This window comes from Alicyclobacillus macrosporangiidus CPP55, from assembly GCF_000702485.1.
GTDB classification, from domain to species: domain Bacteria; phylum Bacillota; class Bacilli; order Alicyclobacillales; family Alicyclobacillaceae; genus Alicyclobacillus_H; species Alicyclobacillus_H macrosporangiidus_B.
The window spans coordinates 3,636,195-3,663,194 of the sequence record NZ_JNIL01000001.1; the positions used below are offsets into that span (position 1 = coordinate 3,636,195).

Below are 27,000 nucleotides of genomic sequence, written 5' to 3' on the forward strand. Positions count from 1 at the left end.
AGAGAGACCGTGAACATTCTGGTGTGTTTGAAGCAGACGTTCGACACCGAAGAACGCATTGTGGTCGAAAACGGCCGTGTCAAAGAGGATGGCGTGAAATTCATCATCAACCCGTACGACGAATATGCGGTGGAGGAAGCGCTTCGCCTGAAGGAGGAGCACGGCGGCGAGGTCACCGTGGTATCCGTGGGGCCCTCCCGGTTTGAGGAAGCCATCCGCACGGCCCTGGCGATGGGGGCCGACGAAGGCATCCTGGCCGACGATCCGGCGCTGTTTGGCGACGAGTACACGGTGGCCAAGGTGTTGGCCGCCATCATCCGGCAGCGGCCGTTTGACATCATCCTGGCCGGCAACCAGGCTGTCGACGACGGTTCCGGGCAGGTGGCGGTACGCCTCGCGGAAGAGCTCGGGATCCCGCACATCTCCACGTTGACGAAGCTGGTGATCGAGGGGAACCAGGTCACCGGGTACCGGGACGCGGAGGGTGACGTCGAGGTGGTGCAGGCGACGCTTCCGGTGCTGGTGACCGCGCAGCAGGGCTTGAATGAACCCCGGTATCCGTCGCTCATCGGCATCCGCAAAGCCAGCAAAAAGCCACTGACCCACGTCACAGCAGCGGACCTCGGCCTGAACCCGGAGGAAATCCGGCCGCGCACGAAGGTCGTGGACACGTTCCTGCCCAAGCCGAAGCAGGCGGGCAAGATCCTGCAAGGGGAGCTGCAGGAACAGGTCCGCGAGCTGATTCAGTCGCTGCGCACGGTCGACAAAGTCATTGGCTGAGGACGACGGGAGGGACCGAGAGATGGCGAAGAACGTGTTGGTATTGGCGGACGTCCGGCGCGGCAAGCTGCGCAACGTCACATACGAGATGGTGGCGGCAGCCCATCGCGTCGCGGACGGCGGGCAGGTCTCCGTGGCCCTGCTGGGCAAGGACGTGGCAGCGCTCGCCGGCGGGTTGGGCGACTTCGGCGCGGATCGGGTCTATGTGGTGGATGCACCCGAGTTGGAACACTACACGCCGGACGCATATAAAAAGGCGTTCATGGAGTGCGTGCGGGCGACGAACCCGGATATCCTCCTGCTGGCCCACTCGGCCGTCGGCAGGGATCTGGCTCCTGTGATCGCGACCCGGCTCGGCGCGGGTCAGGTGTCGGACGTGGTCGACATCGAGGGCAGCGGGGATAACCTGACCTTCACGCGCCCGATCTACGCCGGCAAGGCGTTCACGAAAGTCCAAGTGACCGACGGCGTCGTCGTGGCCACCGTTCGCCCGAACAACCTGCCGCCGGCCGAAGGCGGCCTCGGCAAGGCGGGCCAGGTGGAAACCCTGTCGGTGACGTTTGGACCGCAGGATCTGGCCACGGTGGTCAAGGAGATCGTGCAAAAGACGTCTTCAGGGGTCGATCTCTCCGAGGCCAAAATCATCGTCTCCGGCGGCCGCGGCGTGAAGAGCGCGGAAGGATTCAAACCCCTGTACGAGCTGGCGGAGGTGTTGGGCGCGGCGGTCGGCGCCTCGCGCGGCGCGTGCGACGCGGGGTACTGCGACTACGCGTTGCAAATTGGGCAGACGGGCAAGGTGGTGACACCAGACCTGTATATCGCGTGCGGTATCTCGGGCGCGATTCAGCACCTGGCCGGCATGTCCAACTCGAAAGTGATCGTCGCGATCAACAAAGACCCGGAGGCGCCGATCTTCCAGGTGGCCGACTACGGGATCGTCGGAGACCTGTTCGAAGTGGTGCCGATGATGACCGAGCTGCTCAAGAAGGAACTGGCTTAAAGCGGAGCAGGGCGGGGATGTTCCCCGCCCTTGCGCTCGTGTGGGCCGTCAGCGGAGCAGACTGGCCGCGACAGCGGCGAAGTAGGACGTGTCCACCTTTGGAAACGGCGGTTGAGGGCGAAACGTCTCAATGGCCACGATGATGAGCGCAATGACGAATAAGGCCAGGAAGAACTTGCGCATCGTAAACGTCCTCCTTTGACGCGAGTCCAAGTTCACCGGACACCCGGGCACAGCGGACGCCATGTTCCGGCGCGCCTTGGGCGTTGTGCCGCAAACTCCCAATCCCCAGTCCATTGTAGCAGAGCGACCCCCTGGTACACAAAGCAGCGTCCCCTACACCGCTTGAACCGGAGCCGCAACACGGTTACACTGGGGCTGTGAGAATCCGGCAAAGCGCCCGATTCGCGCGAGAACGTCCGGGATCCGGCAAAGGGGTCATAGATCTGGGTGAATGCGTTCGATCCGCTGGATTGGATCCACCAATGGGATGATTTTGAAATGATGATGTACGCCCGTCACGATGTGGACGAGCCTGGTATTTTCATGCAAGTCTCCCGCCGCCTGCAGCGGGAAGGCGCTGAGGAATGGGAGATTTTGTACGATCGCAAAATCGCCGACATCCCGGAGGGCATCGAAGAGACGCCCGGTACCGAAGCGTGGGAAGAACGGGTGCTGCGCCGTCATCTCACGGATCATCCGCAGCTGGTGAATGAAGAGAAGCAGTACTTGGCTGAATTCCTGGCGAACCGGGACGGCCGGGCGTAAGAGCGTCCGAACTGCCCGCGTTTGCCGATTCGGTCGAACCGGGCTGGGGGTTCCGCTCGTTGAGCGGGCCCCTCCCGTATCCTGGGCCGCGGGCCCTGTTGGACTGGGAGCGTGAACGATGAGCAAACGCAGAATCACCGCGCAGGACGTGCAGAAGTTTGAATGGCCTGGCAATCCGGTGTTCTCTCCCGACGGGCGTTGGGTGGTGTACGAACGGACGGTCGCCAACGTGAAGGACGACGATTACGAGACTCACCTGGTGCTGGCGGCCGCGGACGGATCGATCTCCCGGACGCTGACCCACGCGGGCAAGCGGAACTGGGGACCGGTGTGGTCCCCGGATGGGAAGACGCTGGCGTTCCTCTCCAACCGCTCGTTTGGGACACAGGTCTGGCTGCTGCCGATGGATGGTGGAGAAGCGCGCCGTCTGACCCGTTTTCGCCGAGGCATCCGTGCACTGACGTGGGCGCCGGATGGCAGCCGCCTGTACGGGCTGGTACCGGTGCCGAAGGACGGCAGCGTGGAGCTGTACGACGAAGGTCTGTCGGAGAAAGAAGCGAAGGAGCAGGCCGATAAAGACCGCGAGGAGTGGGAAAAGAACCCAAAGCGCTACGACTGGATCTATTACAAGCGCGACGGCGGCGGCCTGACGCGCGGATTCAAGAATCAACTGGTGGCCGTCGACGTGGCCACGGGCGCGGTGCAACAGCTGACGAGCGGGCCGTATGACGTCGGAGAGCCGGCCGTGTCCCCCGATGGGAAGTACATCGCGTTCCCTTCCAACCGTGCGGCCAACCCCGAACTGGAGTACCGCTCCGACCTCTACCGGGTGCCGGCCACCGGTGGCGAGTTGGAGTTGCTGTGCAATGATGCCATCGTGTATCAGCTGACGTACTCCCCGGACGGCAAGTCGATCGCCTTCTTCGGCCACCGCAACGAATACTGGTTTGCCACCCACACGCGCCTCTTCCTGGTGCCGAGCGACGGCGGCTCGTCCGTGGACCTGTGCACCGACTTCCCGGACACGCTCGGGGACGAGTGCGTGTCCGACATGCGCAGCCACGAGCACACGCCGGGTCCGCTGTGGTCGAAGGACGGCCGGTGCATCTACGCCCTCAGCACGCGCGAGGGCCGCTGCGAGGTGGTCCGTTTCACCCTGAACGGCAATACGGCGACGGGTGAGGTGGTCATCGGTGGAGACCGCGAGATTTACGGGCTGTCGTTCGACGGCGGATCGCGCTTCGCCATCGCCTATGCGACGCCGGTGCATCCGGGCCGGGTGGCGACGGTGGACATCACGGGCGGTCCGGTGCGGCCGCGGCCGCCGCGGGCGGTGACCGAGCCGATGAGCGCGGAGCGGGTGACGCCGTTCCCGAGTGGCGAAGTGCGCCTCGATACGTGCAACGACGCGCTGTTGGCGGAGGTCGAAGTGGTGGAGCCGGAGGTGTTCTTCTACACGTCCGAGGACGGCTGGCAGGTGCAGGGATTTGTCCTCAAGCCGGTCGGCTTCGAACCGGGGAAGAAGTATCCGGTCATCCTCGAGATCCACGGTGGACCGCACGCCATGTATGCCTACTCGTTCTTCCACGAGATGCAGTGGTTCGCCGCAGAAGGGTATGCGGTGGTGTACGTCAACCCGCGCGGCAGCTCGGGGTACGGGCAGGAATTCGTCAACGCGGTGCGGCACCACTACGGGGAGAAGGACGCGGCCGACATCCTGAACGGGCTCGACGCGGCGCTGGAGAAGTTCGACTTCCTGGATGGCGATCGCGTGGCCGTCACCGGCGGCAGTTACGGCGGGTTTATGACCAACTGGCTGGTGGGCCACACGGACCGGTTCTTCGCCGCGGTCTCGCAGCGGTCCATCTCCAACTGGATCTCGTTCTACGGCGTGTCCGACATCGGGCCACGCTTCACGGAGACTGAGGTGGGCGGCGATGTCCTGCACGACTTTGACAAGTTGTGGAAGGCTTCACCGCTGGCCTATGCCGACAATGTGAAGACGCCGCTGCTGTTGAAGCACGGGGAGAACGATCTCCGCTGTCCCATCGAGCAAGCCGAGCAGTTCTACACGGCCATCAAGCGCAACGGCGGCGAGGTGGAGCTGTTCCGGGTGCCGAACGCCAGCCACGACCTGTCACGCACCGGAAAGCCGAAGCTGCGCGTCGCACGTTTGGAAGCGATGTTCCGCTTCATCCACGACCGCCTGCCGAACCGGGATTGATCCCGGTTCGGCCGTGCGGTGGAGGTGATGGTCATGGGCAAGCGTAAGGGAAGGCCCGCCGTTCCTGGGCGGGACGACGACAAGCCGGCCTGGGCGGTGGTGCCCGCCATCCCCTTGGAGGAGCGGTTTGGCAGCGAGATCGCCCAGAAGCTGGCGGCGCTCAAGGCGAGCGTGCGGGCGCAGGCGGAGACCGAGCGGTCGTCCGAGAATCGGGGTCAGCGCTCCAGTGCCGGGGCCCGGCCTGGCGCGCCGGCGCGGTTCAACGAGGGAGCCGGGCGGCCCGTGGGATCGACCAGGCGCAGCCCTGAGGACCGCGGCGCGTCGGAGGGGGACCGGGCGGATCGAGAGGCATCGTTCGCCGAGCTGTTCGACCCACAACCGGATGACGACGTCTCCTTCGAGGAGTTGTTGCGCACCTCCAAACTGGACTGGAGGAAGTTTAAGGAATGAGCGCGTCCGCGATGGCGACGGTGCGTCGGTGCGTCGAGACGGACGACCGCAACGGGATGGTGCGGGACGTGGTTTCCGTTTTGGCGGATCCCGTCAGTCGCTTCGTTCATTCGAGACGTGAGGAGATATGCTGGCGTACCCGATCCATCCATCACTGGGGCCCGCCCCGTTCGCGGGCTTCACAGCGCCCGCACTTCCACCATCCGCCGAGCCTGCATCCGGGCCCGTGCTGCCGGAGCCGCTCATGCCGTCCGCGCTGAACGCAGCGTTGTGCGCCTCGGCCAAGGTCCGCGGCACCACCACGGAGAGGTGGTCGACGTCGAGGGCGTGGCGCAGCGCAGACTCGTCGATGCCGAGCGCTAAGCCCGCCTCAAGCAGGCTCGTATCGTGGGCCAGCGCGTGCTTCACCACCTTCGCCGCCGTGTCGTAGCCGACCACCGTGTTCAGCGCGGTCGCCAGCGACAGCGAGCGTTCCGCATAGGCGCGGCAGCGGGCGGCGTCGGCGGTGATGCCCTGCACGCAGCGGTCCGTAAATACCGTGACGGCGTTGGCCAGGATCGCGATTTCATGCAACAGGTTCGCCGCCATCACGGGCATCATGACGTTGAGCTCCAACTGGCCGGCGCCCCCCGCCTGGGCGATGGTCGTGTCGCACCCCTGCACCTGGAAGGCGACCATATTGAGCATCTCCGCCATCACTGGATTCACCTTGCCGGGCATAATGGACGACCCGGGCTGAACCGCCGGGAGGGTGATCTCCGCGAGCCCAGTGCGGGGCCCGGAGGACAACAGCCGCAGATCGTTGGCGATCCGCTGCAGGGCCAGGGCGAGGTTGCGCAGCGCCGCGCTGACCCACACCGCCTCGTCCGGGTTCTGGTTGAACGTGAAGGGATTCTCCGGCAGCCGGAACGCAAGACCGGTGTATTGCGCCACAAACTGCACCGCCAGCTCGGCGAAACCGGGCGGCGTGTTGATGCCCGTCCCCACCGCGTTTCCCCCGAAGCCGATGGCCAGGAGGTTCGCCGCCGCCTGCTCCACCCAGCGCCGGTGGCGCGCCACGTTGTCCGCCCAGGCGGCGAACTCGTCCCCGAGGCGCATCGGCACCGCATCCTGCAGATGGGTGCGGCCCGATTTGACGATCCCGCGAAACGCCAACGCCTTGTCGCGCAGCGCCTGTTCCAGCCGGGCGAGGGCGGGATCGAGCCGGTGAGCGAGCAGTTCCATCGCCGCGATGTTCATGGCGACGTGGATGGTGTCGTTGGTCGACTGGGACTTGTTGACGTCGTCGTTCGGGTGCACCAGCCCCGTGTCTCCCCTCGCCCCGCCCAACAACTCGGCGGCGCGAGCGGCGATCACCTCGTTGGCGTTCATGTTCTGCGACGTGCCTGCGCCGGCTTGGTAGACGTCCACGCGGAACCAATCGTCCAGGTCTCCGCGGATCACCTCTTCCGCCGCCATGCAGATGGCATTGGCTTTCTTCGGGTCCATGGCACCCAAGGCCTGGTGCGCACGGGCGGCGGCCCACTTGACGATGCCCTGCGCGCGGATGAACGCGCGGGGCAGGCGCAGCCCGCTGATAGGAAAATTATCGATCGCGCGCGCCGTCTGCGCGCCGTAATAAGCGTCTGCCGGGACTTCGAGTTCTCCCAATGAATCGCGTACGATGCGTGTCTGCAATCACATGGCCTCCCTCCATCCGGCCCCGCGTCAAAAGCACAGGCCCGGGTTCCGAGCCAGGTTAGGCCCAGGGGCGGCGGACGATGGTCAATGGCATTGAAATGGATGGCTGTTTTTAGTATATCCTCGAATGCTTACCATCACCCGTCCTCCCACCGAGACACAAAGATGCCTCGGTGCGGTACAATGGCATCAGTCCGATGACCCCGCCGCAAGGCTGAGTGCCGGCAGGCGGGGCGATGGAAGGGGAGATGCGGCGCATGGCCGATCAGGTGTTTTACGTGAAGGGCATGTCTTGTGCGCACTGCAAACAGGCCGTGGAATCGGCCCTGATGGACCTGCCCGGCGTCCTGCGGGCGGAGGCGGATGTTCAGAGCGGACGCGTGGTCGTGGAGGCCGAGAAGCCGGTGGATCCTCAGCTCATCCGCGCGGCCGTCGAGGAGGCGGGGTATGAGTTGGCGGAGCCTGGGCCAGTTCGCTAAGATGGGACAGGAGTGTGAATGATGATCTGGATTCACGAGGCGGTGGGCATTGTCACCCTGGTGGCCGCGCTGGTGGTTTGCGTGTGGGCGTGGCTGCGGGCAGCGGCGAGGGTGCAAGCGAAGCTTCCGTCCAAAGTGTTGATTGGGCTCATCGATCTGCAGATTTTGCTCGGCATCATCACGTGGGTGCTGCATCGCGTGTGGAGTTTGCATCCGCTGTTCGGCATCGCGGCGGCCGCCGTGGCCCACATCTGGGTGAAGGACGAGCGGTCCCGCCCGGCGCAGGCGTGGGGCGCCACGGCTGTGCTGGTCCTGTTGACGGTCGGCACCGTCGTCGGCCGGTAACGGTATGTTCGTCGGGTCGATAACGGTACTGCGTGGGCGTTTCACGAAGCGGCTTGCGCAGCAGAAGCGGAGTGAAACGCCCACGTAGTTGAAGGGGTTTGGTCCATTGCTGTCAGAACATCTCATCCAGTGTTTGGCGACCGCCGCCGAGGCGGCGCTGGAAGCGGGCGACTATTTCCGCTCCCGCGTCGATTCCATCCAAGACGTCAAGGCGAAATCCTCCCCGAACGACCTGGTGACGGATGTCGATCCCGCCTGTGAGGCGATGATCCGCCGCCGCATCGCGGAGCGCTTCCCGGATCACGACGTGCTCGGGGAGGAGACGACCGCCCCAGGCGCCGCCGCGTCAGCCGCCGCCGCTGAACAGGTGTGGAACAGGCCGCACCTGTGGATCGTCGATCCCATCGACGGCACCACCAATTTCGTTCACCACCTGCCCTTGTCCGTCGTCTCGGTGGCCTATGCCGCCGGCGGCGAAATCCAGGCCGGCGTGGTGTATGACCCGTATCACCGCGAGGTGTTCTACGCGGCGCGGGGATTCGGGGCCTACCTGGCTGGGGCCGAGGCGATGCGCGGGTGGATCGGCGCACCGTCGGCGGAGGGGCTCCCCGTAGGCGTGCGCCTGGAGGCCTCCCGCGTCGAGCACCTCAAACGGGCGGTGGTCGCCTCCGGTTTTCCGACGCGATCGCGAACGTACGAACGGACCACCGCCAACACCGCCAAGCTCTTCGGCCGCGTGAAGAGCATCCGGGCGCTCGGCAGCGCGGCCCTGCACCTGGCGTACGTGGCGGCCGGGCGCATTGACGGTTTCTTCGAGTACGATCTCAACGCCTGGGACGTGGCGGCGGGGGCGCTGTTGGTGCAGGAAGCCGGGGGATGCATCGGGGAGATCGGCGGCGGGCCGTACCACCTGCGCGTCCGCGACATCGCGGCAGGTGGAAACCCCGCCCTGGTCCAGGCGATGGACGGCGCGATCCGGGGGGAGGCGTGAGACACATGATTCAAACGGAAGAAACCCGCTGGCAGGACCCGGAGCAGCATGAGCGAGCCCTGGCGCGCATCGAGGCCATCTCGCGGTTGCCGGTGTACCGGGACAGGCCGGTCTCCCTGTTGACCGACCTGTACGAGCTGACGATGATGTACGGACACTTCCAGGCCGGCCGGCACCGGCAGCGGGTGGTCTTCGATCTCTACTACCGGACCAATCCTTGCGGCAACGGCTACGTGATCGCCGCCGGGTTGGAGCAGGTGGTCTGGTATCTGCACAACCTGCGGTTCACAGACGCGGACATCGCGTACCTGCGCAGCCTTCGCCTGTTCTCCGAGCCGTTCCTCGACTACCTGCGCACGATTCGGTTCACGGGCGACCTGTACGCCGTGCCGGAGGGGACCATCGTGTTCCCCAACGAGCCCTTGCTGCGTCTCGAGGGCCCGATCGACGAGCTGCAGCTGGTGGAGTCCGCCCTGATGACGTTCATCAATCATCAAAGCCTGATTGCGACAAAAGCCCAGCGCATCGTCGACGCGGCGGCCACGGCGCAGGGGGCTCGGGCGCCCGTCATCGAGATGGGGCTGCGCCGGGCGCAGAACATGGACGCCTCCGTGTTCGGGGCGCGGGCAGCATTCATCGGCGGCTGCGTCGGCACCAGCAACGTGCTGGCCGGCCAGAGCTTCGGTATTCCCGTCTCTGGCACCATGGGGCACAGTTGGGTGCAGAGCTTTCCCACCGAACTGGAGGCGTTTCGTGCTTACGCGAGCGCGTTCCCGGACGACACGGTGCTGTTGGTCGACACATACGATGTCCTGCGCAGCGGCGTGCCCAACGCCATCCAGGTGGGCCGGGAGCTGGCCGCCAGCGGCCGGCGCCTGAAGGCCATCCGCATCGACAGCGGCGACATCGCCTACCTGTCCAAGCAGGCGCGGCGCATGCTGGACGAGGCCGGGCTGCACGACGTCGGGATCATCGCGTCGTCCGACCTGAACGAGTGGACCATCCGCGATCTCATCGTCCAGGGTGCACGCGTTACCGCCTGGGGGGTCGGCACCAATCTCATCACCAGCTACGATCATCCGGCGCTCGGGGCGGTGTACAAGCTGGCGGCGCAGGAGGAGGGCGGCGTGCTCCAGCCGCGCATCAAGATCTCCGAGAACGCGAACAAAATCACCAACCCGGGCAAGAAAAAGGTGTTACGATTTTATGTGAACGGGCGTGCGTCGGCCGATCTGATCGCGCTCGACGACGAGTCGTTCAATCCGGCCGAGCCGCTGGAGTTGTTCGATCCCGTTCACACTTACAAGCGCAAGGTGATCCAGGGGTTTGAGATGGAGTCGCTGCTGCAGCCCGTCTATATCGGCGGGAAGTTGGTGTATGAGTTGCCGGACCTGCGGCAGATCCGCAGCCACGTGGAAGCCGGACTGGCCCGGTTCGCGCCGGAGATCCTGCGCCACGTCAACCCGCACATCTACCACGTGGATCTGTCGCAGCGGTTGTGGGATCTCAAGCAGCGGTTGCTGCACGAGTGGCGGCCGTGAAACCGCCGGGATCGCCTGACGCGAAATGAGGGAAAGCCATGAAGGTGATCAAAATCTCGCCGCGCGGTTACTGTTACGGTGTGGTCGACGCCATGGTGATGGCCAAACAGGCCGCCGACGACCCCACCTTGCCGAGGCCCATCTACATCCTCGGGATGATTGTGCACAACCGGCACGTCGTCGAGGCCTTCGAGCGCGAAGGCGTGATCACGCTGGACGGCGCCAACCGGCTGGAACTCTTGGAACAGGTCAAGGAGGGCACCGTGATCTTCACCGCCCACGGGGTGTCGCCGGAGGTCAAGCGGCGGGCGGCGGAACGGGGCCTGCACACGATTGACGCCACCTGCCCGGATGTGACGCGGACGCACGAACTCATCCGCGACCGCGTCGCCAAGGGATACGACATCATTTACATCGGCCGCAAGGGCCACCCGGAGCCGGAAGGGGCTGTGGGGGTAGCGCCGGGCCGCGTGCATCTGGTCGAAAACATGGCGGACATCGAGGCACTGGATGTGCGCAACGACAAGATCGCCGTCACCAACCAGACCACCATGAGCCAGTGGGACACGGCCGAGCTGATGCAGGCGGTCAAAGCCAAGTATCCGCAGGCGGAGATCTACAACGAGATCTGCATGGCCACCCAGATGCGCCAGCAAGCGGTGGCCGAACAGGCGAAGGACGCGGATCTCTGCATTGTCGTCGGTGACCCGCGCAGCAACAACTCCAACCGCCTGGCGCAGGTGGCCGAGGAGATCGCGAAGGTGCCGGCGCACCGAGTGGCGGATGTCACCGAGATCGATCCCGCGTGGCTAAAAGGAGTTCAGACGGTGGCCGTGACGGCCGGGGCGTCGACGCCGACGGCCATCACGAAGGAAGTCATCGATTACCTGGAGCAGTTCGACGAGAACGACCCGTCCACCTGGACGCCAAAGCGCACGGTGCAGCCGGACCGGCTTTTGCTGACCCCGCGCCGGACGTGACGGCTGGATCCGACGTGGACGGGAGTGGGTGGGGAGAGTTGCCGTGCAGTTCTTGATGCTGGTGGTGCTGCTCGCCATCGCGGTGCTGTGCAGCTGGCTGCGGCGCAAAGCCGTGCGTTGGCTGTTCACGTTGCTTGCGGTGGTGTTCTGGATCGCGTTTTTCGCACTGCTCGGATTCGTCATCGGATACAGCGCCGGGGAGCACGGCGTGCGGATTTTGCACGCGCTGCAGTAGAGGGGGAACCACCATGGAGCAATGGATGCGGTCTGTGCTCTTGTCGCTGGCCAAGAACCGGGCGGCCAACCGCTGGGCGAAGCGGTACGGGTTGCGCCTGGGGGCGCGGCGATTCGTGGCCGGGGAGACGATTGACGAGGCCATCCGGGCGGTGGCTCAGCTCAACCGTCAGGGGATGACCGCCACGCTGGACCACCTGGGGGAGTTCGTCGGCGACGAACGGGAGGCCCGCCAGGCAGCGGAGGAGTGTGTGGCGGCCCTGACCGCGATCCACCGGGCCGGGGTGGATTCCACCCTGTCCGTCAAGCTGACGCAGCTGGGGCTCGACATCGATCGCGAGCTGTGCTTGGAGAATATGCGCCGGATCCTGGGCCACGCCCGGGATCTCGGGATCCGGGTCACCATCGACATGGAGGATTACCCGCGCTGCCAGGCGACGCTCGACCTCTTCGACATCCTGCGCGCGGAGTACGACAACGTGGGCACCGTCATCCAGGCGTACCTGTACCGGAGTCTGGAGGATGTGCTTCGGCTCTCCGCCGACGGGGTACACCTGAGGATCGTCAAAGGGGCGTACAAGGAACCGCCGGAGGTGGCGTACCCGGACAAGGCGGACGTGGACGCCAATTACATCAAGCTGATGGAGGCGCAGCTGTTGAGCCCGGGGTTCACCGCTGTGGCGACTCACGACGAGCGCATCATTGAGCACGCCAAGCGCTTCATCGCCGAGCACGGCATCGCCCGCGACCGGTACGAATTTCAGATGCTCTACGGCATCCGCACCCAACTGCAGCAGCAGCTGGTGCGGGACGGGTATCCCCTGCGGCTGTACGTGCCGTACGGGAACGACTGGTACGGCTACTTCATGCGCCGGTTGGCGGAGCGTCCGGCGAACGTTTGGTTCGTCCTGCGCGGTGCGCTCCGCTGACGGAGACGGATCCAGTGTGGAGGGATGGCGGGTGGAACTTTCTCCGGACGCGCTGGCGTGGCAGGACAGTTACAAGCTCCTGGTGGGCTGTGTCGTGCCGCGCCCCATCGCCTTTGTGTCCACGCAGAGCCGGGACGGGGTGCGCAATCTGGCGGCCTTCAGCTTTTTCAACGGCGTGTGCCCGAAGCCGTTCATCATCTCGTTCGCGCCGATGTTTCGCGGCGACGGCGAGAAGAAGGACACTTTGCGCAACATCGAGGAGACCGGACAGTTCGTCGTCAATGTCGTCAGTGACGAGCTGGTGCAGCAGATGAATCTCACCTCCCCGGAGTATCCGCCGGAGGTCGACGAGTTCGCCGTCGCCCGCCTGACCCCGGTGCCCAGCCGTGTGGTGGCTCCGCCGCGCGTGGCGGAGAGCCCGATTCAGATGGAGTGCGAACGGGTCCAGATTCTGCAGTTCGGAGACGGGCCGGGCGGTGGGTTCTTGGTGCTCGGCCGGGTCGTCCATCTGCACGTGCGCGACGACCTGTGGGCGGGGGATCGCATCGACGGATCCCGCTGGCTGCCCGTGGGGCGCATGGCGGGAAACGAGTACACCCGCGCCAGCGATCGCTTCCGACTCAAACGCCCGTCCTTGCCGGAAGCGTACCGCCACTTGGGAGACGGTCAGAGTTCGCGGTAGAGGGCAGCGAATTGCGCGGCGCAGCGGCTCCAGGTGAATTCCTGGGCGCGCCGCTGCGCGCCCTCGGACAGGGCCCGCCAGCGGCTGGTGTCCGCCATGAGCGTGCGGATGGCGCGCGAGAAGCTGGCAGGATCGCGATAGTGGCGCACCAGAATGCCGCACGAGGCGTCAAGGGTCTCCTGGATGCCGCCCTGTTTGCTGGCGATCACGGGCAGGCCGGCGGCCATCGCCTCCACGTTGACGAGTCCGAAGGCCTCGGGGGCCTGAGATGGGCAGACGAGCGCGTGTGCCGCCCACAGCCGCGGCGGCAGCTTATCCGGCGGCACAAAACCGGGCCATTGCACGGGCAGACCACGGATTGCGGCCCGCAGCGCGCGCTCATAGGCGGCCTCCCAGGGGGGTGTCCGACCGATGATGGTCAGTTGAACGGGGACATTCGCCCGATGCAGTTGCCGGACAGCTTCGACGAGGATGTGCACGCCTTTGCCGCGGATCACCCGCCCGACATAGACGAGCCGAAACGGCGGCCAGGACGGCCGGGTACGTCGTGCGGGCGGGGTGAACCGCCTCGCGTCGACGCCCGGGTGGATGACGTACGGCCGCCAAGTGCCTGGACCCAGACGAAAGGTGCGGGCGATCTCGCGGCGTAAGAAGCGGCTGTTCAGCACCACCGCATCGGCGTACCGGAGCACGCGCCGGGCCCGGGCCCGGTCGATGTGCCGCGGCCCGAGGTAGGTGGTCGAGTGCAGGTTCAGCACCACCCGCGCGTTTGGCACAGCCCGGCGCACCAGCGGGACGAGGTCCGGGCGGTTGTCCACCTGGATCACCTCCGGTGCGAGACTCCGCAGGCGAGCAAGGCAGGCTCTTCGGTACGCACTGCGGTCGGATGCCTGGATCTGGATGTGGCGCTTGCACGCGTCCCGCCCCGCTCCAGGCGACAACAGCGTCACGTCCACCCCGGCTTCCTCCAGCTCCCGCACCAACGCTTCCAGGTAGATCTGCACCGAACCGCCGCGCACCGGCGGGATCGGCAACCCCTCCGGCGCAACCAGCGCCACACGAATCCCCATCGTTCCCGTCCCTCCCGGCATTCGCCCAGAGCCTCATTCGACACAAGGTATGCACGAGGTGTGGGGAAGGTCACATAGCGTGTATCATGCGTGCGCAGGGAGGGGTTCGCATGCTGATCACCGTCACCGGAACCACGCCTGTCGCCGCGCGGCCCAGACGGCGTGTGCTGTGGTTTCAAACCCTGGGTCAGGAGGCGGCGGCATACGACATGCCGCTGGTGGTGACCCCGCCGGCCCTGGCAGCGGCGGGATTGCCGGATGGGGTGACCGGATGGGCCTGGGAGCAAGGCCGGACGTGGCGCCGGGCGCGGATCGCCCACCTGGTCGATCCGGTGGTGTACGACGCGATGTACCTGCAGGACCTGAAACGTCACCGGGTGGCATACCGGCGGCTGCGCGAGACCTTGCACCGCAGCCACCTGCTCGCTTTCAATCCGGTGCTCCCTGCGAAGGACGAAGTATACCGGGTGATCCTGAGGGACGACTCGGTGCGGGCCGCCTTGCCGCCGACGCGCTTCCACCCCACGCCCGCAGAACTCCTGCACCTGGCGGAGGTGTGGGGGGCGGTGTGGTGGAAGCCGGTGTATGGCTCGGGCGGGCGCAACATGCTGTTCATCCGTCCGCTTTCCCGAAGGCGTTGGTATGTGGCGGGTGAGCGGTTTTTCGGCCGGGTGATCCACCGGGAGATGGACCAGGAGCAACTGCTCGCGCTGTTGGCGTACAGCCGAAGGCGTCGGCCATACATGGCGCAGGGGCATATCCCGTTGTGGCGCACGGAGGATGGACGGCATCTGGACCTTCGGGTCACGGTTCAGTGCAACCAGCGCGGGGTGTGGGAGGTGTTGGCGGTCACCGCACGCAGGGGACCGCCGGGGGCGATGGTGACGAACTACCATGCCGGCGGACGCGTCGAATCTTTGACGCATCCGACCGCCATCCAGTTGTCCCGGTTGGCCAGTGCTCGCATCGACTCAGCGGTGCTCGAACGCGCGCGGACGCAGGCGCTGCGGGTGGCCCGCGTCCTGCAGCGGGCGTATCCCACGCTGGGCGTGTTGGGCGTGGACGTGGGCGGATCGCCAGACGAGGAATGGTGCTACGTGTACGATTTGAACAGCCGGCCGGGCCGGGATATCCTGACCGATGACGAACTGGCGGGGTTTGCACGAGGGGTGGCGGGTTTTGCCCACTATTTGCGCAATGAGATGCCCCGCCGGCGTCGCTGATTTGGTACACTCTGGAGGACGGGTCCCGCCTGCGCGCGGGACCGGACCCAGGATGGAGGCGATGCGGTTGATGACGTCAGGCCCGTGGTCAGATCGTCGACGGCGGTTGTGCCAAGAGATGGAACGGGCCGGGGTGGAGGCAGTTCTCCTCACCTCGAGGCCCAATGTGTTCTATCTGACGGGGGTGTGGCTCGCCACAGGGGAGCGCGCGAGCGCGCTCGTCGTCCGTTCGGACCGGGACCCGGTCTGGGTGGTGCATGAGATGTTCGCGCAAGAGGTGGCATCGGCGGACGTGCGCATCGTTCTGTGGAAGGACGGGGAGGACGCGCACCGCCTGATCCACGAGGAGGTGGGACAAGCCCGACGGGTTGCCGTCGACGGGGGCTGGGAGGCGCGCCACTTGATGGCGTGGATGGCGCTGCGGCCGGGTCTGCCGCTGCCCGTGTCTGCCGACGGGATGATGGCCAAGCTGCGCTGCCGTAAAGATGCGGAGGAGTTGGCCTGCCTTGAGCGAGCGTCGGCCATGGCGGATGAGGTCGTACAGGCACTCGCGGCGGACTTGCGTGCGGGCGATACGGAAGCTGCGCTGGCAGAACAGCTGGCCACCCTGTGGCGGAAGGCCGGATCGGAGGGGATGTCCTTTCCGCCCATCGTCGCCGCCGGCCCGAACGGAGCGGCCCCGCATCACGAGCCCGACGGGAGCCAGGTGATGGCGGGGACCACGGTCATCGTCGACACGGGCGGGGTGTACCACCATTACGTCAGCGACATCACGCGGACGTACATCGTGGGGGAACCCACGGAGGAGATGAGGCGGGTGTACGCCTGCGTCCTCGCGGCCCAGGAGGCCGGAATTCAAGCCGCGAAACCGGGCGTCACGCTCGGAGAGGTGGACGCGGTGGTCCGGCGGTACATCACGGATGCCGGGTATGGTCCGTATTTCACCCACCGCACGGGGCACGGGGTTGGGCTCGACATCCACGAGGAGCCCTACGTGGTCGGTGGCAATGACCAGGTGTTGGAACCGGGGATGGTGATGAGCATCGAACCCGGGATCTATCTTCCCGGGCGATTCGGGGTGCGGATCGAGGATCTGGTGGTCATCGAAGAGAAGGGTGCCCGGTCCCTCAACCGTGCTCCAAAACGCTGGGAGGCGGTGTGTCTGCCGGTCCGCGGATAAATGGGCTTCGGTCACGAGCCATCGATGACCAGCATGGCCAGGGGGACCGCCGTCTCCGATCCGTCGGAGAAGCGGATCCCCCAGGCCATCACGCCCTCCACGCGCGTGACAGTCAGGCGGTCCGGTTCTTCGGCGAGATCGTACACGCGGCCGGGTTCGATCCGGATCTGATCCCGGATGAGGTACATCGGTCATCCCGAGGGGCTGACGGTGACCGCGACGAACAGTTTTTTCGCCACCACCACGGTGTTGACACGGATGGTGAATTCCTGTTGGTCGATGGCGACCGTGCGGCCGTCCAACAGCCGGTAGGGAAGATCGGGGTTGTGATCGAGGGTGGACAGGGGGCGGTCGACCAAGAAGGCCAGTTGCTTCTTGACGAAATCGACCACCTCCAACTGGGTCAGGCCGTCGGGGGCCTTTGCGTCCACCTGGATGCTTTCAATCACCGGCTCCGGGTTCGGGTGCTGCAGTTTCGCCGACAGCAGCCGCACTTGGTCCTCTAACGTTTCCCTCTCCGTTGTACAGGAATTGTACTGTACGCGCAACTGATTGATCTCCCGGCCCTGGTACACCAGCATGAGGCTGGCGCCGAGCAGGACACCCGCCACGACGGCCGCGGTCAGGCGGCGGTTGAAGGTCATGAGGGGCGCCCCTCCCCGGCGAGCCAACGCACGATGAAGGCACCGGCCTCACAGCCGACGAACGCGGCGATCAAAAACGTAATCTGGCGCCCGACCGGCGCCAGCTCGCGGGAGAGCACCCCAGTTTCGATGACCTTGAGGGTGTCCATCGTGCCGCCGAGCGTGCTCACCATCGCCCAAATTTTCAGCTGTTCGGACAGATTCACCATCACCGCCATCGGGGGCGCGTGCATCAGCGATGCGCCGACGCCTCCCAACAAGGAACCGCCCAGCACGATGCCCATCGCCACAAAAAAATCGACGACGAGGCTGGAAACGAACGACATCCTGCATCTCCTCCCGCACAGAGCCGCCTGTGGACGCCATCCGTCACCAACATACGGGACAGGTCCAGGAATTATGCCCGGCGCATGCTCATATCCCATCCGGTGTGAGGAACACTAGCTGCGACCAGGATCGTGTCAGGCAGGCCGAGGAGGTGGGGAGGATGCCGGTGGTACACGAAGCCCGGTGTCCGTATTGCGGGGAGACATGGGAGATCGACGTCGGTGTGGAGCAGGCTTCGGACGAGGAGTTCCTCGAGGCGACGCGCACCCCGTACGTGTATGTGCCGTGTGAACGCTGCACCTATCTGCACTTTGACTGAGACGTTCAGGAGAGGAGCGATGGCGCATGGCCGGCGGGGATCCCATCCCACACACGCCGCAGCACAATGAGTTCACGGAATCCGTCGTGGATGCGGTGGACCGCATGCGGGATGAAGGGGGGATCGCACCCGACATTCCGCATCGGGAAAGCACGTTGAAGGAGCGAGGGGTCACGGGCCATCCGGATCGGCCGCGCTGGCAGGATGATCCCCATTGACAACCGACAGCACCATCTCCCGCATCCGGGCGAGGCGGCCATACGGCAGCCTCGCCACGCCGTTTTGGAGTACAGCGGTCGAACCCCGCCGATGACCGGAACTTGATATAATATAACGAATACGGTCCATTCATGAATACCGTCCATGGGGCTTGGACAGTTCGAGGGGACAGAGATGCGGGCTGACGAGACACAACCGGTTCGATTGCACGGGCGGCTGACGCCAGGCGAAGCCTGGTGGCAGGATGGAGAGGTCCGGCTGTGGCTGGCTGGGGAATCCGGAGGCCATTCCCCCGTGGAGTGGGTCAGACGCTGGTGTCTCAGGCATCTGAATCCTCAATGTTTACGGGCCGAAGCGGACGGCGTGGTGCTCAGCGGCGAGGACTTTCTTCAGCTTGTTTCCCGCTTGCCAGACGCGCCCTGGCCGCTGGCGGACGACCTCGCCGTGTACGGATGGGCGGCCGGGTTGGCGCTCGAGATCGTGCGAAGCCAGGACGTGCTCCCGTTTGCAGCCCCTGTGGACCTGCCTGGTACGGGCGTCTGGGATCTCATGGGCCGTCTCGCTCAGGCGGGGGACCTGGGATACGCGGAGTGGCCGTCGGGCGCGGGCGCGTTTGCAGCCGCCTGGATGCCTGCATGGACACGGGAGGAACTGGCGGATCGCAGAATGGTCCTGCTTTCCCAGGCGGAACGGTGGTGGGCGCCGTCAGCCGCTGCGTCCGGGGATGAGAATGCCCGCCGATTGTGCGATACCTGGCTCTGTCGATGCGTCGATCACTTCTTCCGCCAGGAGCTGTCCCCAGGCGGTGTGATCCCGCAAGACCCACCCGCCCCTTTTCGCATTCCTTATCGGGGCGAATCGGAACTGATGGAGGCGTTCGCCCGGGCGCTGGCTTCGGACGCAGCGCTGTTCCAGGCCGACGGATGGTTGATGTGGCGGGTCTTGCGGCGTTGGTTCGCAGGCACCGGATGGACGCCGGAACGGTGGGCGGATACCAGCGGTGCAGAGCGTTACCGGTTGGAGTTGGCCTTGGAACCGCCGAACGGGGTCGGCCACGATTGGACCGTGCGCTTTTGGATCACGCATCGGCGCCGCCCGGGCGTACGGGCGCCGCTGGCGTCGTGGTGGCGCGAACCGCGCCGAGACTGGTGGATCGGTGGGGAACGGCTGCATCGCCCGGACCGATGGATGCTCCCGCAACTCTACCAGGCGGCAGAGGTGTGGCCCGCCCTGCGGCAGGCCCTGCAGGCGCCGGCCCCGAGCCAGTGCCGCGTGCCGGTGCAGGATGTGTACGACTTTTTCACGGTGTACGCGGCCGCGTTGGAGGCGCAGGGCTTCTCCGTTCGGCTGCCCGCTTTGAAGCGGGTGGGAGGCGGAGACATCCGCCTCCAGGTGCAGGTCCGCCGTCGCCCGCGCCGGTCTCCGCAGCACCCCGCGGACACCGGACGCCCCTGGTTCGATCTGGCGCACCTGGCCGAGTTCGACTGGACCCTCGCCGTCGGAGACGCCACTGTGACGCCGGAGGCCTTCGCGCGCATGGTGGAACAGGGGACCCCGTTGCTCCAGACGGACACCGGGTGGTGCCTGGTCCCGTTGCGGGATATCCTCGATCGCCTCGAGATGGTCAGTCCGCCGCAGGAAGAGCGGTCGTTGTCCGCCTTGGCGAGGCTGTGGCTGTGGGCGCAGGCGCCTGAACACGAGACGATTCCGGTCGAGATTTCCTTTGACCCGTCCGCCGCCGATCTGGCGCAATTCGTCGACGCGCTGCGCACGGCTTGCCACCCCAGCCCTCTGCCGGCCCCGAACGGCTTCCGGGGACAGTTGCGGGGTTATCAGCAAATCGGGTATGCGTGGTTGGCGCATCTGCGTCGGCTGGGGCTGGGTGGGGTGCTCGCCGATGATATGGGACTCGGCAAGACCGTGCAGATACTGGCCTATCTGTTGTATCTGAAGGAGACAGGTCAAGCCCAGGGTCCTCACCTGTTGGTCTGTCCGACGTCTCTGCTCGCCAATTGGCGGCAGGAGATGGCGAGGTTCGTCCCCAATCTGCGCGTCCACATCCACCACGGCAGCGGCCGGCATCAGACGCAGGCGGACGGGACGCCGCGGCTGGCGACGGCCCTCCGGAAGTGCGACGTCATCATCACCACGTACGGAACGGCGGTGCGCGATGCGGACGTTCTGCAGGCCATCCAGTGGGATGTCGCGATCGCCGATGAGGCGCAGGCGATCAAGAATCCGGACACACATCAAGCACGTACCTTGCGCCGCCTGCACGTGCGGCAGTGGGTGGCTTTGACCGGGACGCCGGTGGAGAACCGGCTCGAGGAACTGTGGTCCATCGTCCAGTTGGTCAATCCGGGATACCTCGGGAGCGCCCGCTGGTTCCACCGCGCCTTCGCTGATCCGGTGGCACGGGCCCCGGGCGGCTCCAAGGCCCGGCGGCTGCGGACGCTGTTGCAGCCGATCCTGCTGCGCCGGAGCAAGGCGGACCCTGTCATCCGCCGGGAGCTGCCCGAGAAGTGGGAGGTCGCCGCCTACGCAGCCCTGACGCCGGAACAGGCCGCCTTGTACCAACGGATCGTCCACGACCTGTTCCAGGGACTCGGAAGACCAGGTTCCATCGGGCGCCGCGGGCAAATTCTCACCGCGCTCACCCGGCTCAAACAGGTGTGCGATCACCCGGCGCTGGTCGCCGGAGGGAAGGGGACGCCTGGCCGATCGGGAAAGTTGACGCTGTTGTTGCAGCGGATCGAAGAAGTGGTCGCAAAGGGAGAAGCCGCCTTGGTGTTCACCCAGTTCCGCGAGATGGGCGAACTGTTGGTCGCTGCGCTCCAGGGCCGGTTCGGTTGGTGTCCACCCTTTCTGCACGGGAGACTCAGCGCAGCCAAACGGGGGGAGTTGGTCGCCCGGTTTCAGGACGGGGTGGATCCCGCGCCGGTCTTCGTCCTGTCGCTCAAGGCGGGTGGCACAGGGCTCAACCTCACCCGTGCCAACCACGTGTTTCACTACGACCGTTGGTGGAACCCGGCGGTGGAGGATCAGGCGACGGATCGCGCGTTCCGCATCGGGCAGACGAAGGATGTCCAAGTCCACCGGCTCATCTGTCCGGGAACGCTGGAGGAGCGGATCGACCAGATGATTGCGCACAAGCGCGCCCTGACGCAGGTCGTGGCTGGGACGGGAGAAGGATGGTTGACGGAATTGGATGACGAGACGCTGCGGCGCCTGTTCATGTTGGATGTGGAGGCGGCCGTGGGGGAGATGGATGACTGATGGCGCGCTCGTCGAAACTTGGCGGCACGTGGGGGTGGCATCACCTGTTGGAACGGTGCGATCCGACAGGGCAGCGGCGTCCGCGTTCCGCGGCGCGGCACAGTCTGGTGACGAGCGTGACCGTGCGTGAGGGGCACATTTACGCCATCGTGCAAGCACCGGGTCCGGGCACAGGTGCCGGACTGGGCGCGGGCGAGTCGGTGACCTTGCCCTGCCCAGATTGGTGGCCACCGCATTTGGACGAGGCGGCGGAGTGGTTCGCCCAGCGACCCGATTGGTTGGCCGCCTTGTGGATGGGGAGGTGGGAGGAGGCATTCTTGCGCCACGTGGCGGACGCCGGGCGGCTCCTGCTGCCGGACGCGGACGCGGCTGCCCGTATGGCGGCCGGCGCTGAGTGCTCCTGCCGGGCCACCGAACTGTGTCCGCATGTCGCCGGATTGGCGCACTCCATCGCCCAAGATGTGCAGATGCAGCCCGAGCGCGCCCTGCTCTACGTGGGGGTCTGTCCGGAGTTGCTGTTCGACCGAGTGCATGCGCGCACCGCCGAACGGCTCGCGGATGCAGGAGACCCGCAGACGACACTGGGCACCGTTGCGCAGGCGGGCGACGCTGCGCCGTCCGCGGCGGCCGCGAGCTGCACGGCAGGCCAGGATCCATTGTGGCGTATGGAGGCGTCTTGGGTGCAGATCCCTTCCGTCACGACGCCAGGCGGGCCGCCGGCCCGTGCGGCCATTCCGTTCACGGTCCGGTGGGATGCCGCGCGGGTGGAAGCGCTGCAGAGAGATTACATGGCGTGGGTGTGGGGGGCATCCTGATGCGCCTCAGGTTCCGGCGGTGCATCAATGCCCGACAGCGCCTGCCTGGCGAAGAGCCCCAGGACGACGCTCAGCAGGCCAACCGTGATGATGAATCCAACCCCCATCTGGGTCACACCTCAGTTCCGAACCCTCTCCGCCCTGGGCACCAGGGCGTCCGTTCATCCATATAGACGCAGCGCCCCCGGGAAACGTTGCAATTGAAAAACTATCGGATTTTTAAACATCACCCTTCGGATTTTTCGATTCCGGCCGGTACAGGCCGCTTTCTATAATACAGACATCCTGCAAGCGGTTTCATCCGCGTGAAGAGGAAGAAGGGGGTTTCGGACGATGAAACGGGCGGCTCAGTGGCTCGTCCCGGCCGCGGTGGCACTGGTGGCGGTCACCGGATGCGGCGGCGGAAGCAGCGGCGGTACCGGACAGAACGCGGCCAACAACGGCGCAGGCGGGCAAGGGAGCAACGGCCAGACCATCACGCTGCGCATCTCCTGGTGGGGGGACCAAACCCGCGCGAATCTTACGCAGCAAGTCATCGATCTCTATGAAAAATCCCATCCGAACATCAAGATTCAACCCGAGTTCACCGGTTACTCCGGGTATCAGCAGAAGCTGACAACGGAGGCGGCCGGCAATAACCTGCCGGACGTCATGCAGATGAACTACGGACCGATGATCTCCCAGTTCTCCTCCCAGGGCCTGTTGGACGACCTGAAATCGTACATCGACAGCAAACAGATTGACGTCAGCAAAATCGATCCGCAGCTGCTCGGCACCGGCGTCATCAACGGCCAGCAACTCGGCATCCCGTTGGCGGAAAACGCGCTCGCCGTCCTGTACAACCCGGATCTGCTGCAGAAGGCCGGCCTGAGCGATCCCAAGCCCGATTGGACCTGGGACGACTTCATTCAGATGGCGGAGACGGTGCACCAAAAGCTCGGCATCTACGGCGCGCGCACCCTGGATTACACGTTCACGCCTGAGTACTACATCCGCCAGCACGGCCAGCACCTGTTCTCCCAAGATCAGAAAGCGCTCGGCTACGACGACCAGACGCTCGCCGATTACTGGCAGATCAACCTCAAGCTGATCAAGGACGGTGCCGCGCCGACCATCGACAAGATTCAGCAGATTCAGGGGCTGGAGCAGGAGCCGTTGGCGCAGCAGAAGGCGGCCTTTGACCTGCGCTGGTCGAATCAGTTGACAGCACTGTCGGGCAACGGCAAGCTCCCGCTGAAACTCGCGCCGCTGCCGGGCCCGGACGCGGACAAGGGCATGTACCTGAAGCCGTCGATGTTCTTCTCCATCAGCAAGACGTCCCAACACAAGGCGGAGGCGGCCGATTTCATCAACTTCTTCATCAACAACTTGGACGCCGCCAAGATCCTGAAGACGGAACGCGGTGTGCCGGTCTCATCGGACATCCGGGACCAGCTGAAGCCGTCCCTGTCGCCGTTGGATCAGGAGACGTTCGACTACATCGATTATGTGTCGAAGCACAGCAGCCCGATTGATCCCGACAGCCCGCCCAAGTACTCGCAGATCAACCAGACCTTGAAGGACGTGGACCAGAAGGTCTTGTTCGGCAAGGAGACGCCGGAGCAGGGCGCCAAGGAGTTCCGCCAGAAGGCGGAGGCGCTGTTGAAGTAAGCGCAGAGCAGCAGGACCAGCCCGGTCGGGCCCCAAGGCTTCGGCTGGGCTGGTATGGAACACTACGGGGGGATGCCTTATGAGGCGGACGGCGGCTTGGTTGTTACCGCTGGCGATGACGATGCTGGTGGCCACGGGATGCGGCGGCGCGGGCACGTCGCAAAACGACGCGGGCGGCGGTGCATCCACTCAAGGCGGAGACACAATCACGCTCCGATTTTCGTGGTGGGGAGACCAGACCCGCGCGACCCTCACGCAGCAGGTCATCGATTTGTATGAAAAGCTGCATCCGAATGTGAAGATTCAACCCGAGTTCACAGGGTACTCCGGGTATCAGCAGAAGTTGACGACGGAGGCGGCCGGCAACAATCTGCCGGACATCATGCAGATGAACTACGGGCCGATGATCACGCAGTTCACCACCCAAGGCCTGCTGGAAAACCTGGAGCCGTACACGGATGCCCACACCATCGATGTCACGAAAGTGGACAAGAATCTTGTGAACGAGGGATATGTGAACGGCCACCTGTATGGGATCCCGATTGCCGAAAACGCGCTCGCGGTCCTGTACAATCCCGACCTGCTGCACAAGGCGGGCCTGAGCGATCCGAAGCCGGACTGGACGTGGGACGATTTCATCCACATGGCGGAGACGGTGCATCAAAAGCTCGGCATCTACGGCGCCCGGACGCTGGTGTTCAACGACTCGGTCACGCTGCCAGAGTATTACATCCGCGCCCACGGCCAGCACCTGTTCACGCCGGACCAGAAAGGGTACGCCTACGAGGATCAGACGTTGGCCGACTTTTGGAAGATCAGCCTGAAACTCATCCAGGACGGCGCGGCGCCGACCATCGACAAGATTCAGCAGATACAGGGGCTGGAACAGGAGCCGATCGCCCAGCAGAAGGCCGCCTTCGATCTGCACTGGTCCAACCAGTTGACGGTCTTGAGCAACAACGGCAAGGTGCCGCTCAAACTCGCTCCGTTGCCCGGACCGGGGCAGGATCAGGGGATGTACTTGAAGGCGTCCCAGTTCCTGTCCATCAGCAAGACCTCGAAACACAAGGAGCAGGCGGCCGATTTCATCAACTTCTTCATCAACAACCTGGATGCGGCCAAAATCCTCAAGACGGAACGGGGGTTGCCCGTCTCCTCGGACATCCAGGAACAGTTGAAACCGGACCTGTCGCCGATTGACCAGGAGACGGTCGATTACATCAGCTACGTGACGAAACACAGCAGCCCGATTGATCCCGACAGCCCGCCCAAGTATGCCCAGATCAGCCAGGTGATGAAGGACGTCGAACAGAAGGTGTTGTTCGGCAAAGAGTCTCCGGAGGCGGGGGCGAAGGAATTCCGGAGCAAGACCGAATCCCTGCTGAAGTGACAGGGGGGGTGAGAGAACGCATGCTTGCCACGAAGACCGACACCATCGCCGCACCGGCGCCCCGAGTGCGTCCTCGCCGAAGGAAGAACGACAACTTGACCGGGTACCTGTTCATCCTGCCCTTCGTGATCGGGTTCATCGGCTTGACCCTGTTCCCGACCCTGGCGTCGTTGTATCTGTCCTTCACAGACTACAACATGCTGGGTTCCCCGCATTGGGTTGGGATGGACAACTTCCGGCAGATGTTCACGCAGGACGACAAATACTGGCAGTCGGTGCGCGTGACGGTCCAATACGTATTCACTGCGGTGCCGGTCCGCTTGGTCTGCGCGCTGCTCATCGCTATGCTGTTGGACCGCATCACCGCGGGAGCGGGATTCTTTCGTACGGTTTTATACGTTCCCTCCCTCATTGGCGGAAGTGTCGCCGTGTCGGTGATGTGGAAGCAGCTGTTCAGCGACAAAGGGGCCATCAACGCGCTGTTGACGGCGGTGGGCCTGCATCCGCTGCCTTGGTTGGGCGATCCGCATCTGGCCCTGTGGACCCTGGTGTTACTGGCAGGCTGGCAGTTCGGGTCGCCCATGTTGATCTTCCTCGCCGGGCTGAAGAACATCCCGCGCGAGCTGTACGAGGCCGCCGGCGTCGACGGGGCCAACGCGTGGCAGAAGTTTGTGCGCATCACCCTGCCGATGTTGACTCCGGTCATCCTGTTCAACGTGGTTATGCAGGTGATCCAGGCTTTCCTCGCCTTCACGCCGAGCTACATCATCTCCAACGGCCACGGCGATCCGCTGGACGGCACGCTTCTGTACGTGCTGTATCTGTTCCGCAATGCGTTCGAGTTTTTCAAGATGGGGTACGCATCCGCCATGGCCTGGGTGCTGCTCGCCGTCATCGCCTTGTGCACGGCGCTCATATTCCGGAGCTCGTCGTACTGGGTGCACTACGAGTCGGAGAGTGAATGACGATGGGGAGCCGTTCGGCGAAAACAATCCACTACATCCTGGTCAGTCTCGTGTCGTTGGCGATGATCTATCCCGTGCTGTGGATGATCAGCAGCTCCTTGAAGAACGGGACAGAGGTGTTCTCAACCGCTTCTTCTCTCATTCCGCACAACCCGCAGTGGCAGAACTATCCCGAGGGATGGAAGGGATTTGCGGGCATCTCGTTTTCTACGTTTTTCAAAAACTCGCTGATTGTCGTCATCATCAGCACCATCGGGAGCGTGCTGTCCTCGACCCTGATTGCGTACGGATTCGCCCGCATCCGCTTTTTCGGGCGGAAATTCTGGTTCGTCTGCATGATGCTGACGATGATGCTGCCGCCGGAGATTGTGATGATCCCGCAGTACATCATGTTCAACAAGATGGGTTTCCTGAACACCTATCTGCCGCTGATCCTGCCGACGTTCTTCGGTACGCCGTTCTTCGTCTTTCTCATCATGCAGTTCATCCGAAGCATCCCGCGCGATTTGGAGGAGGCCGCGCTCATCGACGGGTGCACCCGGTTCTCGGCGTTCGTGCGCATCCTGGTTCCGATGATTGTTCCGGCGATGGTCACCTGCGCCATCTTCAGCTTCTATTGGCGGTGGGAGGAGTTCATCGGGCCGTTGATCTACCTGCAGGACCCGAAGAAGTACACGGTGTCGCTGGCCATCAAGATGTTCTCCGACCCGGACGCGGTGTCCAACTGGGGTGCCATGTTCGCCATGTCGGTCGCGAGCCTGATCCCGGTATTGGTGGTGTTTTTCATCTTCCAACGCTACGTGGTGGAGGGAATCACCACGGGCGGGTTGAAAGGGTAA

General features: G+C 64.7%; 30 protein-coding genes. 23 read left to right on the top strand and 7 right to left on the bottom strand.

Features of this window, described 5'->3' with window-relative positions:
• Positions 1–9 precede the first annotated feature (9 nt).
• Together N687_RS0117925 and N687_RS0117930 are read left to right on the top strand one after the other, a co-directional pair.
• On the top strand, positions 10–780 hold the full coding sequence (locus tag N687_RS0117925; RefSeq protein ID WP_029423172.1) for an electron transfer flavoprotein subunit beta/FixA family protein: 771 nt from the start codon (positions 10–12) through the stop codon (positions 778–780).
• Positions 781–802: 22 nt separating this feature from the next.
• Entirely contained in the window at positions 803–1,780 is a 978-nt protein-coding gene (locus tag N687_RS0117930) for an electron transfer flavoprotein subunit alpha/FixB family protein (RefSeq protein ID WP_029423173.1), read from the top strand.
• Positions 1,781–1,828: 48 nt separating this feature from the next.
• Here N687_RS0117930 and N687_RS25215 read toward each other — a convergent pair whose 3' ends face one another.
• Complete coding sequence (locus N687_RS25215; protein WP_269320505.1) at positions 1,829–1,963, bottom strand: hypothetical protein; 135 nt, start codon at positions 1,961–1,963, stop codon at positions 1,829–1,831.
• Between the two features lie 267 nt (positions 1,964–2,230).
• On the opposite strand from N687_RS25215, the gene N687_RS0117940 reads away from it, so the two are divergent.
• From N687_RS0117940 to N687_RS0117950, 3 genes are all read left to right on the top strand, one after another.
• Entirely contained in the window at positions 2,231–2,548 is a 318-nt protein-coding gene (locus N687_RS0117940) for a hypothetical protein (protein WP_029423174.1), read from the top strand.
• 118 nt (positions 2,549–2,666) lie between these two features.
• The gene (locus tag N687_RS0117945) at positions 2,667–4,772 is read left to right on the top strand and encodes an alpha/beta hydrolase family protein (RefSeq protein WP_029423175.1); all 2,106 of its coding nucleotides are present in this window, start codon (positions 2,667–2,669) and stop codon (positions 4,770–4,772) included.
• A 33-nt stretch (positions 4,773–4,805) separates the two neighbouring features.
• Positions 4,806–5,222: a hypothetical protein gene (locus N687_RS0117950; RefSeq protein WP_029423176.1), complete on the top strand. Its 417-nt coding sequence runs from the start codon at positions 4,806–4,808 to the stop codon at positions 5,220–5,222.
• Between the two features lie 93 nt (positions 5,223–5,315).
• Here N687_RS0117950 and N687_RS0117955 read toward each other — a convergent pair whose 3' ends face one another.
• Positions 5,316–6,899: a class II fumarate hydratase gene (locus tag N687_RS0117955; RefSeq protein WP_081841544.1), complete on the bottom strand. Its 1,584-nt coding sequence runs from the start codon at positions 6,897–6,899 to the stop codon at positions 5,316–5,318.
• 239 nt (positions 6,900–7,138) lie between these two features.
• On the opposite strand from N687_RS0117955, the gene N687_RS0117960 reads away from it, so the two are divergent.
• From N687_RS0117960 to N687_RS0117995, 8 genes are all read left to right on the top strand, one after another.
• The gene (locus N687_RS0117960; protein WP_197029323.1) at positions 7,139–7,381 is read left to right on the top strand and encodes a heavy-metal-associated domain-containing protein; all 243 of its coding nucleotides are present in this window, start codon (positions 7,139–7,141) and stop codon (positions 7,379–7,381) included.
• 21 nt (positions 7,382–7,402) lie between these two features.
• On the top strand, positions 7,403–7,726 hold the full coding sequence (locus N687_RS0117965) for a hypothetical protein (protein WP_029423179.1): 324 nt from the start codon (positions 7,403–7,405) through the stop codon (positions 7,724–7,726).
• A 106-nt stretch (positions 7,727–7,832) separates the two neighbouring features.
• Positions 7,833–8,717: an inositol monophosphatase family protein gene (locus N687_RS0117970; protein ID WP_231493529.1), complete on the top strand. Its 885-nt coding sequence runs from the start codon at positions 7,833–7,835 to the stop codon at positions 8,715–8,717.
• A gap of 5 nt (positions 8,718–8,722) precedes the next feature.
• Positions 8,723–10,258, top strand: a complete 1,536-nt coding sequence (locus N687_RS0117975) for a nicotinate phosphoribosyltransferase (protein WP_081841545.1) — start codon at positions 8,723–8,725, stop codon at positions 10,256–10,258.
• A gap of 38 nt (positions 10,259–10,296) precedes the next feature.
• On the top strand, positions 10,297–11,238 hold the full coding sequence (locus N687_RS0117980) for a 4-hydroxy-3-methylbut-2-enyl diphosphate reductase (RefSeq protein WP_029423182.1): 942 nt from the start codon (positions 10,297–10,299) through the stop codon (positions 11,236–11,238).
• A gap of 43 nt (positions 11,239–11,281) precedes the next feature.
• Entirely contained in the window at positions 11,282–11,473 is a 192-nt protein-coding gene (locus N687_RS0117985) for a hypothetical protein (protein WP_029423183.1), read from the top strand.
• Positions 11,474–11,486: 13 nt separating this feature from the next.
• Positions 11,487–12,401: a proline dehydrogenase family protein gene (locus tag N687_RS0117990; RefSeq protein WP_029423184.1), complete on the top strand. Its 915-nt coding sequence runs from the start codon at positions 11,487–11,489 to the stop codon at positions 12,399–12,401.
• 31 nt (positions 12,402–12,432) lie between these two features.
• Positions 12,433–13,083: a flavin reductase family protein gene (locus N687_RS0117995; RefSeq protein WP_051663431.1), complete on the top strand. Its 651-nt coding sequence runs from the start codon at positions 12,433–12,435 to the stop codon at positions 13,081–13,083.
• Here the strand turns inward: N687_RS0117995 and N687_RS0118000 are convergent.
• Entirely contained in the window at positions 13,068–14,153 is a 1,086-nt protein-coding gene (locus N687_RS0118000; protein WP_029423186.1) for a glycosyltransferase family 4 protein, read from the bottom strand. The two genes, N687_RS0117995 and N687_RS0118000, sit on opposite strands and share 16 nt — an antisense overlap.
• A 110-nt stretch (positions 14,154–14,263) precedes the next feature.
• On the opposite strand from N687_RS0118000, the gene N687_RS0118005 reads away from it, so the two are divergent.
• A complete protein-coding gene (locus tag N687_RS0118005) occupies positions 14,264–15,376 on the top strand; it encodes a YheC/YheD family protein (protein ID WP_029423187.1) in 1,113 nt (370 codons plus the stop codon).
• 70 nt (positions 15,377–15,446) lie between these two features.
• Complete coding sequence (locus tag N687_RS0118010) at positions 15,447–16,556, top strand: M24 family metallopeptidase (protein ID WP_029423188.1); 1,110 nt, start codon at positions 15,447–15,449, stop codon at positions 16,554–16,556.
• Between the two features lie 11 nt (positions 16,557–16,567).
• Here N687_RS0118010 and N687_RS24085 read toward each other — a convergent pair whose 3' ends face one another.
• From N687_RS24085 to N687_RS0118025, 3 genes are read right to left on the bottom strand one after another with little or no spacing between them, the layout of a single operon-like run.
• Complete coding sequence (locus tag N687_RS24085) at positions 16,568–16,744, bottom strand: DUF1811 family protein (protein WP_156040208.1); 177 nt, start codon at positions 16,742–16,744, stop codon at positions 16,568–16,570.
• Between the two features lie 3 nt (positions 16,745–16,747).
• Positions 16,748–17,200, bottom strand: a complete 453-nt coding sequence (locus N687_RS0118020; RefSeq protein ID WP_029423189.1) for a hypothetical protein — start codon at positions 17,198–17,200, stop codon at positions 16,748–16,750.
• On the bottom strand, positions 17,197–17,526 hold the full coding sequence (locus N687_RS0118025; RefSeq protein ID WP_029423190.1) for a YtrH family sporulation protein: 330 nt from the start codon (positions 17,524–17,526) through the stop codon (positions 17,197–17,199). The genes N687_RS0118020 and N687_RS0118025 overlap by 4 nt, the downstream gene beginning before the upstream one ends.
• 161 nt (positions 17,527–17,687) lie before the next feature.
• On the opposite strand from N687_RS0118025, the gene N687_RS24090 reads away from it, so the two are divergent.
• The 4 genes from N687_RS24090 (at position 17,688) to N687_RS0118045 (ending at position 22,156) form a co-directional block, all read left to right on the top strand.
• Positions 17,688–17,846 (top strand): hypothetical protein, encoded by a 159-nt coding sequence (locus N687_RS24090; RefSeq protein WP_156040209.1) that lies wholly within the window; start codon positions 17,688–17,690, stop codon positions 17,844–17,846.
• A 26-nt stretch (positions 17,847–17,872) separates the two neighbouring features.
• Positions 17,873–18,064, top strand: a complete 192-nt coding sequence (locus tag N687_RS0118035) for a hypothetical protein (protein ID WP_029423191.1) — start codon at positions 17,873–17,875, stop codon at positions 18,062–18,064.
• Between the two features lie 175 nt (positions 18,065–18,239).
• Positions 18,240–21,341 carry a DEAD/DEAH box helicase gene (locus N687_RS0118040; protein ID WP_051663432.1) on the top strand — a complete coding sequence of 1,034 codons (3,102 nt, stop codon included), beginning with the start codon at positions 18,240–18,242 and terminating at the stop codon, positions 21,339–21,341.
• On the top strand, positions 21,341–22,156 hold the full coding sequence (locus tag N687_RS0118045; RefSeq protein ID WP_029423193.1) for a hypothetical protein: 816 nt from the start codon (positions 21,341–21,343) through the stop codon (positions 22,154–22,156). The genes N687_RS0118040 and N687_RS0118045 overlap by 1 nt, the downstream gene beginning before the upstream one ends.
• Here the strand turns inward: N687_RS0118045 and N687_RS24095 are convergent.
• Positions 22,126–22,263, bottom strand: a complete 138-nt coding sequence (locus N687_RS24095) for a hypothetical protein (RefSeq protein ID WP_156040210.1) — start codon at positions 22,261–22,263, stop codon at positions 22,126–22,128. The genes N687_RS0118045 and N687_RS24095 overlap by 31 nt on opposite strands.
• 226 nt (positions 22,264–22,489) lie before the next feature.
• On the opposite strand from N687_RS24095, the gene N687_RS0118055 reads away from it, so the two are divergent.
• The 4 genes from N687_RS0118055 to N687_RS0118070 all read left to right on the top strand — a co-directional run bounded on the left by N687_RS0118055 (position 22,490) and on the right by N687_RS0118070 (position 27,000).
• On the top strand, positions 22,490–23,806 hold the full coding sequence (locus tag N687_RS0118055) for an ABC transporter substrate-binding protein (RefSeq protein ID WP_029423194.1): 1,317 nt from the start codon (positions 22,490–22,492) through the stop codon (positions 23,804–23,806).
• 79 nt (positions 23,807–23,885) lie between these two features.
• The gene (locus tag N687_RS0118060) at positions 23,886–25,196 is read left to right on the top strand and encodes an ABC transporter substrate-binding protein (protein WP_029423195.1); all 1,311 of its coding nucleotides are present in this window, start codon (positions 23,886–23,888) and stop codon (positions 25,194–25,196) included.
• 20 nt (positions 25,197–25,216) lie between these two features.
• Positions 25,217–26,161 (top strand): carbohydrate ABC transporter permease, encoded by a 945-nt coding sequence (locus tag N687_RS0118065; protein ID WP_051663433.1) that lies wholly within the window; start codon positions 25,217–25,219, stop codon positions 26,159–26,161.
• 2 nt (positions 26,162–26,163) lie between these two features.
• Positions 26,164–27,000 (top strand): carbohydrate ABC transporter permease, encoded by an 837-nt coding sequence (locus N687_RS0118070; RefSeq protein ID WP_035462484.1) that lies wholly within the window; start codon positions 26,164–26,166, stop codon positions 26,998–27,000.

What these genes read in the sequence shown, in the direction of transcription:
- N687_RS0117930 (WP_029423173.1), top strand. Translation starts at nt 803, where the DNA reads ATGGCGAAGAACGTGTTGGTATTGGCGGACGTCCGGCGCGGCAAGCTG.
- N687_RS25215 (WP_269320505.1), bottom strand. Translation starts at nt 1,963, where the DNA reads ATGCGCAAGTTCTTCCTGGCCTTATTCGTCATTGCGCTCATCATCGTG.
- N687_RS0117945 (WP_029423175.1), top strand. Translation starts at nt 2,667, where the DNA reads ATGAGCAAACGCAGAATCACCGCGCAGGACGTGCAGAAGTTTGAATGG.
- N687_RS0117950 (WP_029423176.1), top strand. Translation starts at nt 4,806, where the DNA reads ATGGGCAAGCGTAAGGGAAGGCCCGCCGTTCCTGGGCGGGACGACGAC.
- N687_RS0117960 (WP_197029323.1), top strand. Translation starts at nt 7,139, where the DNA reads ATGGAAGGGGAGATGCGGCGCATGGCCGATCAGGTGTTTTACGTGAAG.
- N687_RS0117965 (WP_029423179.1), top strand. Translation starts at nt 7,403, where the DNA reads ATGATCTGGATTCACGAGGCGGTGGGCATTGTCACCCTGGTGGCCGCG.
- N687_RS0117975 (WP_081841545.1), top strand. Translation starts at nt 8,723, where the DNA reads ATGATTCAAACGGAAGAAACCCGCTGGCAGGACCCGGAGCAGCATGAG.
- N687_RS0117980 (WP_029423182.1), top strand. Translation starts at nt 10,297, where the DNA reads ATGAAGGTGATCAAAATCTCGCCGCGCGGTTACTGTTACGGTGTGGTC.
- N687_RS0117990 (WP_029423184.1), top strand. Translation starts at nt 11,487, where the DNA reads ATGGAGCAATGGATGCGGTCTGTGCTCTTGTCGCTGGCCAAGAACCGG.
- N687_RS0118000 (WP_029423186.1), bottom strand. Translation starts at nt 14,153, where the DNA reads ATGGGGATTCGTGTGGCGCTGGTTGCGCCGGAGGGGTTGCCGATCCCG.
- N687_RS0118005 (WP_029423187.1), top strand. Translation starts at nt 14,264, where the DNA reads ATGCTGATCACCGTCACCGGAACCACGCCTGTCGCCGCGCGGCCCAGA.
- N687_RS0118010 (WP_029423188.1), top strand. Translation starts at nt 15,447, where the DNA reads ATGACGTCAGGCCCGTGGTCAGATCGTCGACGGCGGTTGTGCCAAGAG.
- N687_RS24085 (WP_156040208.1), bottom strand. Translation starts at nt 16,744, where the DNA reads ATGTACCTCATCCGGGATCAGATCCGGATCGAACCCGGCCGCGTGTAC.
- N687_RS0118020 (WP_029423189.1), bottom strand. Translation starts at nt 17,200, where the DNA reads ATGACCTTCAACCGCCGCCTGACCGCGGCCGTCGTGGCGGGTGTCCTG.
- N687_RS0118025 (WP_029423190.1), bottom strand. Translation starts at nt 17,526, where the DNA reads ATGTCGTTCGTTTCCAGCCTCGTCGTCGATTTTTTTGTGGCGATGGGC.
- N687_RS24090 (WP_156040209.1), top strand. Translation starts at nt 17,688, where the DNA reads ATGCCGGTGGTACACGAAGCCCGGTGTCCGTATTGCGGGGAGACATGG.
- N687_RS0118035 (WP_029423191.1), top strand. Translation starts at nt 17,873, where the DNA reads ATGGCCGGCGGGGATCCCATCCCACACACGCCGCAGCACAATGAGTTC.
- N687_RS0118040 (WP_051663432.1), top strand. Translation starts at nt 18,240, where the DNA reads ATGCGGGCTGACGAGACACAACCGGTTCGATTGCACGGGCGGCTGACG.
- N687_RS0118045 (WP_029423193.1), top strand. Translation starts at nt 21,341, where the DNA reads ATGGCGCGCTCGTCGAAACTTGGCGGCACGTGGGGGTGGCATCACCTG.
- N687_RS24095 (WP_156040210.1), bottom strand. Translation starts at nt 22,263, where the DNA reads ATGGGGGTTGGATTCATCATCACGGTTGGCCTGCTGAGCGTCGTCCTG.
- N687_RS0118055 (WP_029423194.1), top strand. Translation starts at nt 22,490, where the DNA reads ATGAAACGGGCGGCTCAGTGGCTCGTCCCGGCCGCGGTGGCACTGGTG.
- N687_RS0118060 (WP_029423195.1), top strand. Translation starts at nt 23,886, where the DNA reads ATGAGGCGGACGGCGGCTTGGTTGTTACCGCTGGCGATGACGATGCTG.
- N687_RS0118065 (WP_051663433.1), top strand. Translation starts at nt 25,217, where the DNA reads ATGCTTGCCACGAAGACCGACACCATCGCCGCACCGGCGCCCCGAGTG.
- N687_RS0118070 (WP_035462484.1), top strand. Translation starts at nt 26,164, where the DNA reads ATGGGGAGCCGTTCGGCGAAAACAATCCACTACATCCTGGTCAGTCTC.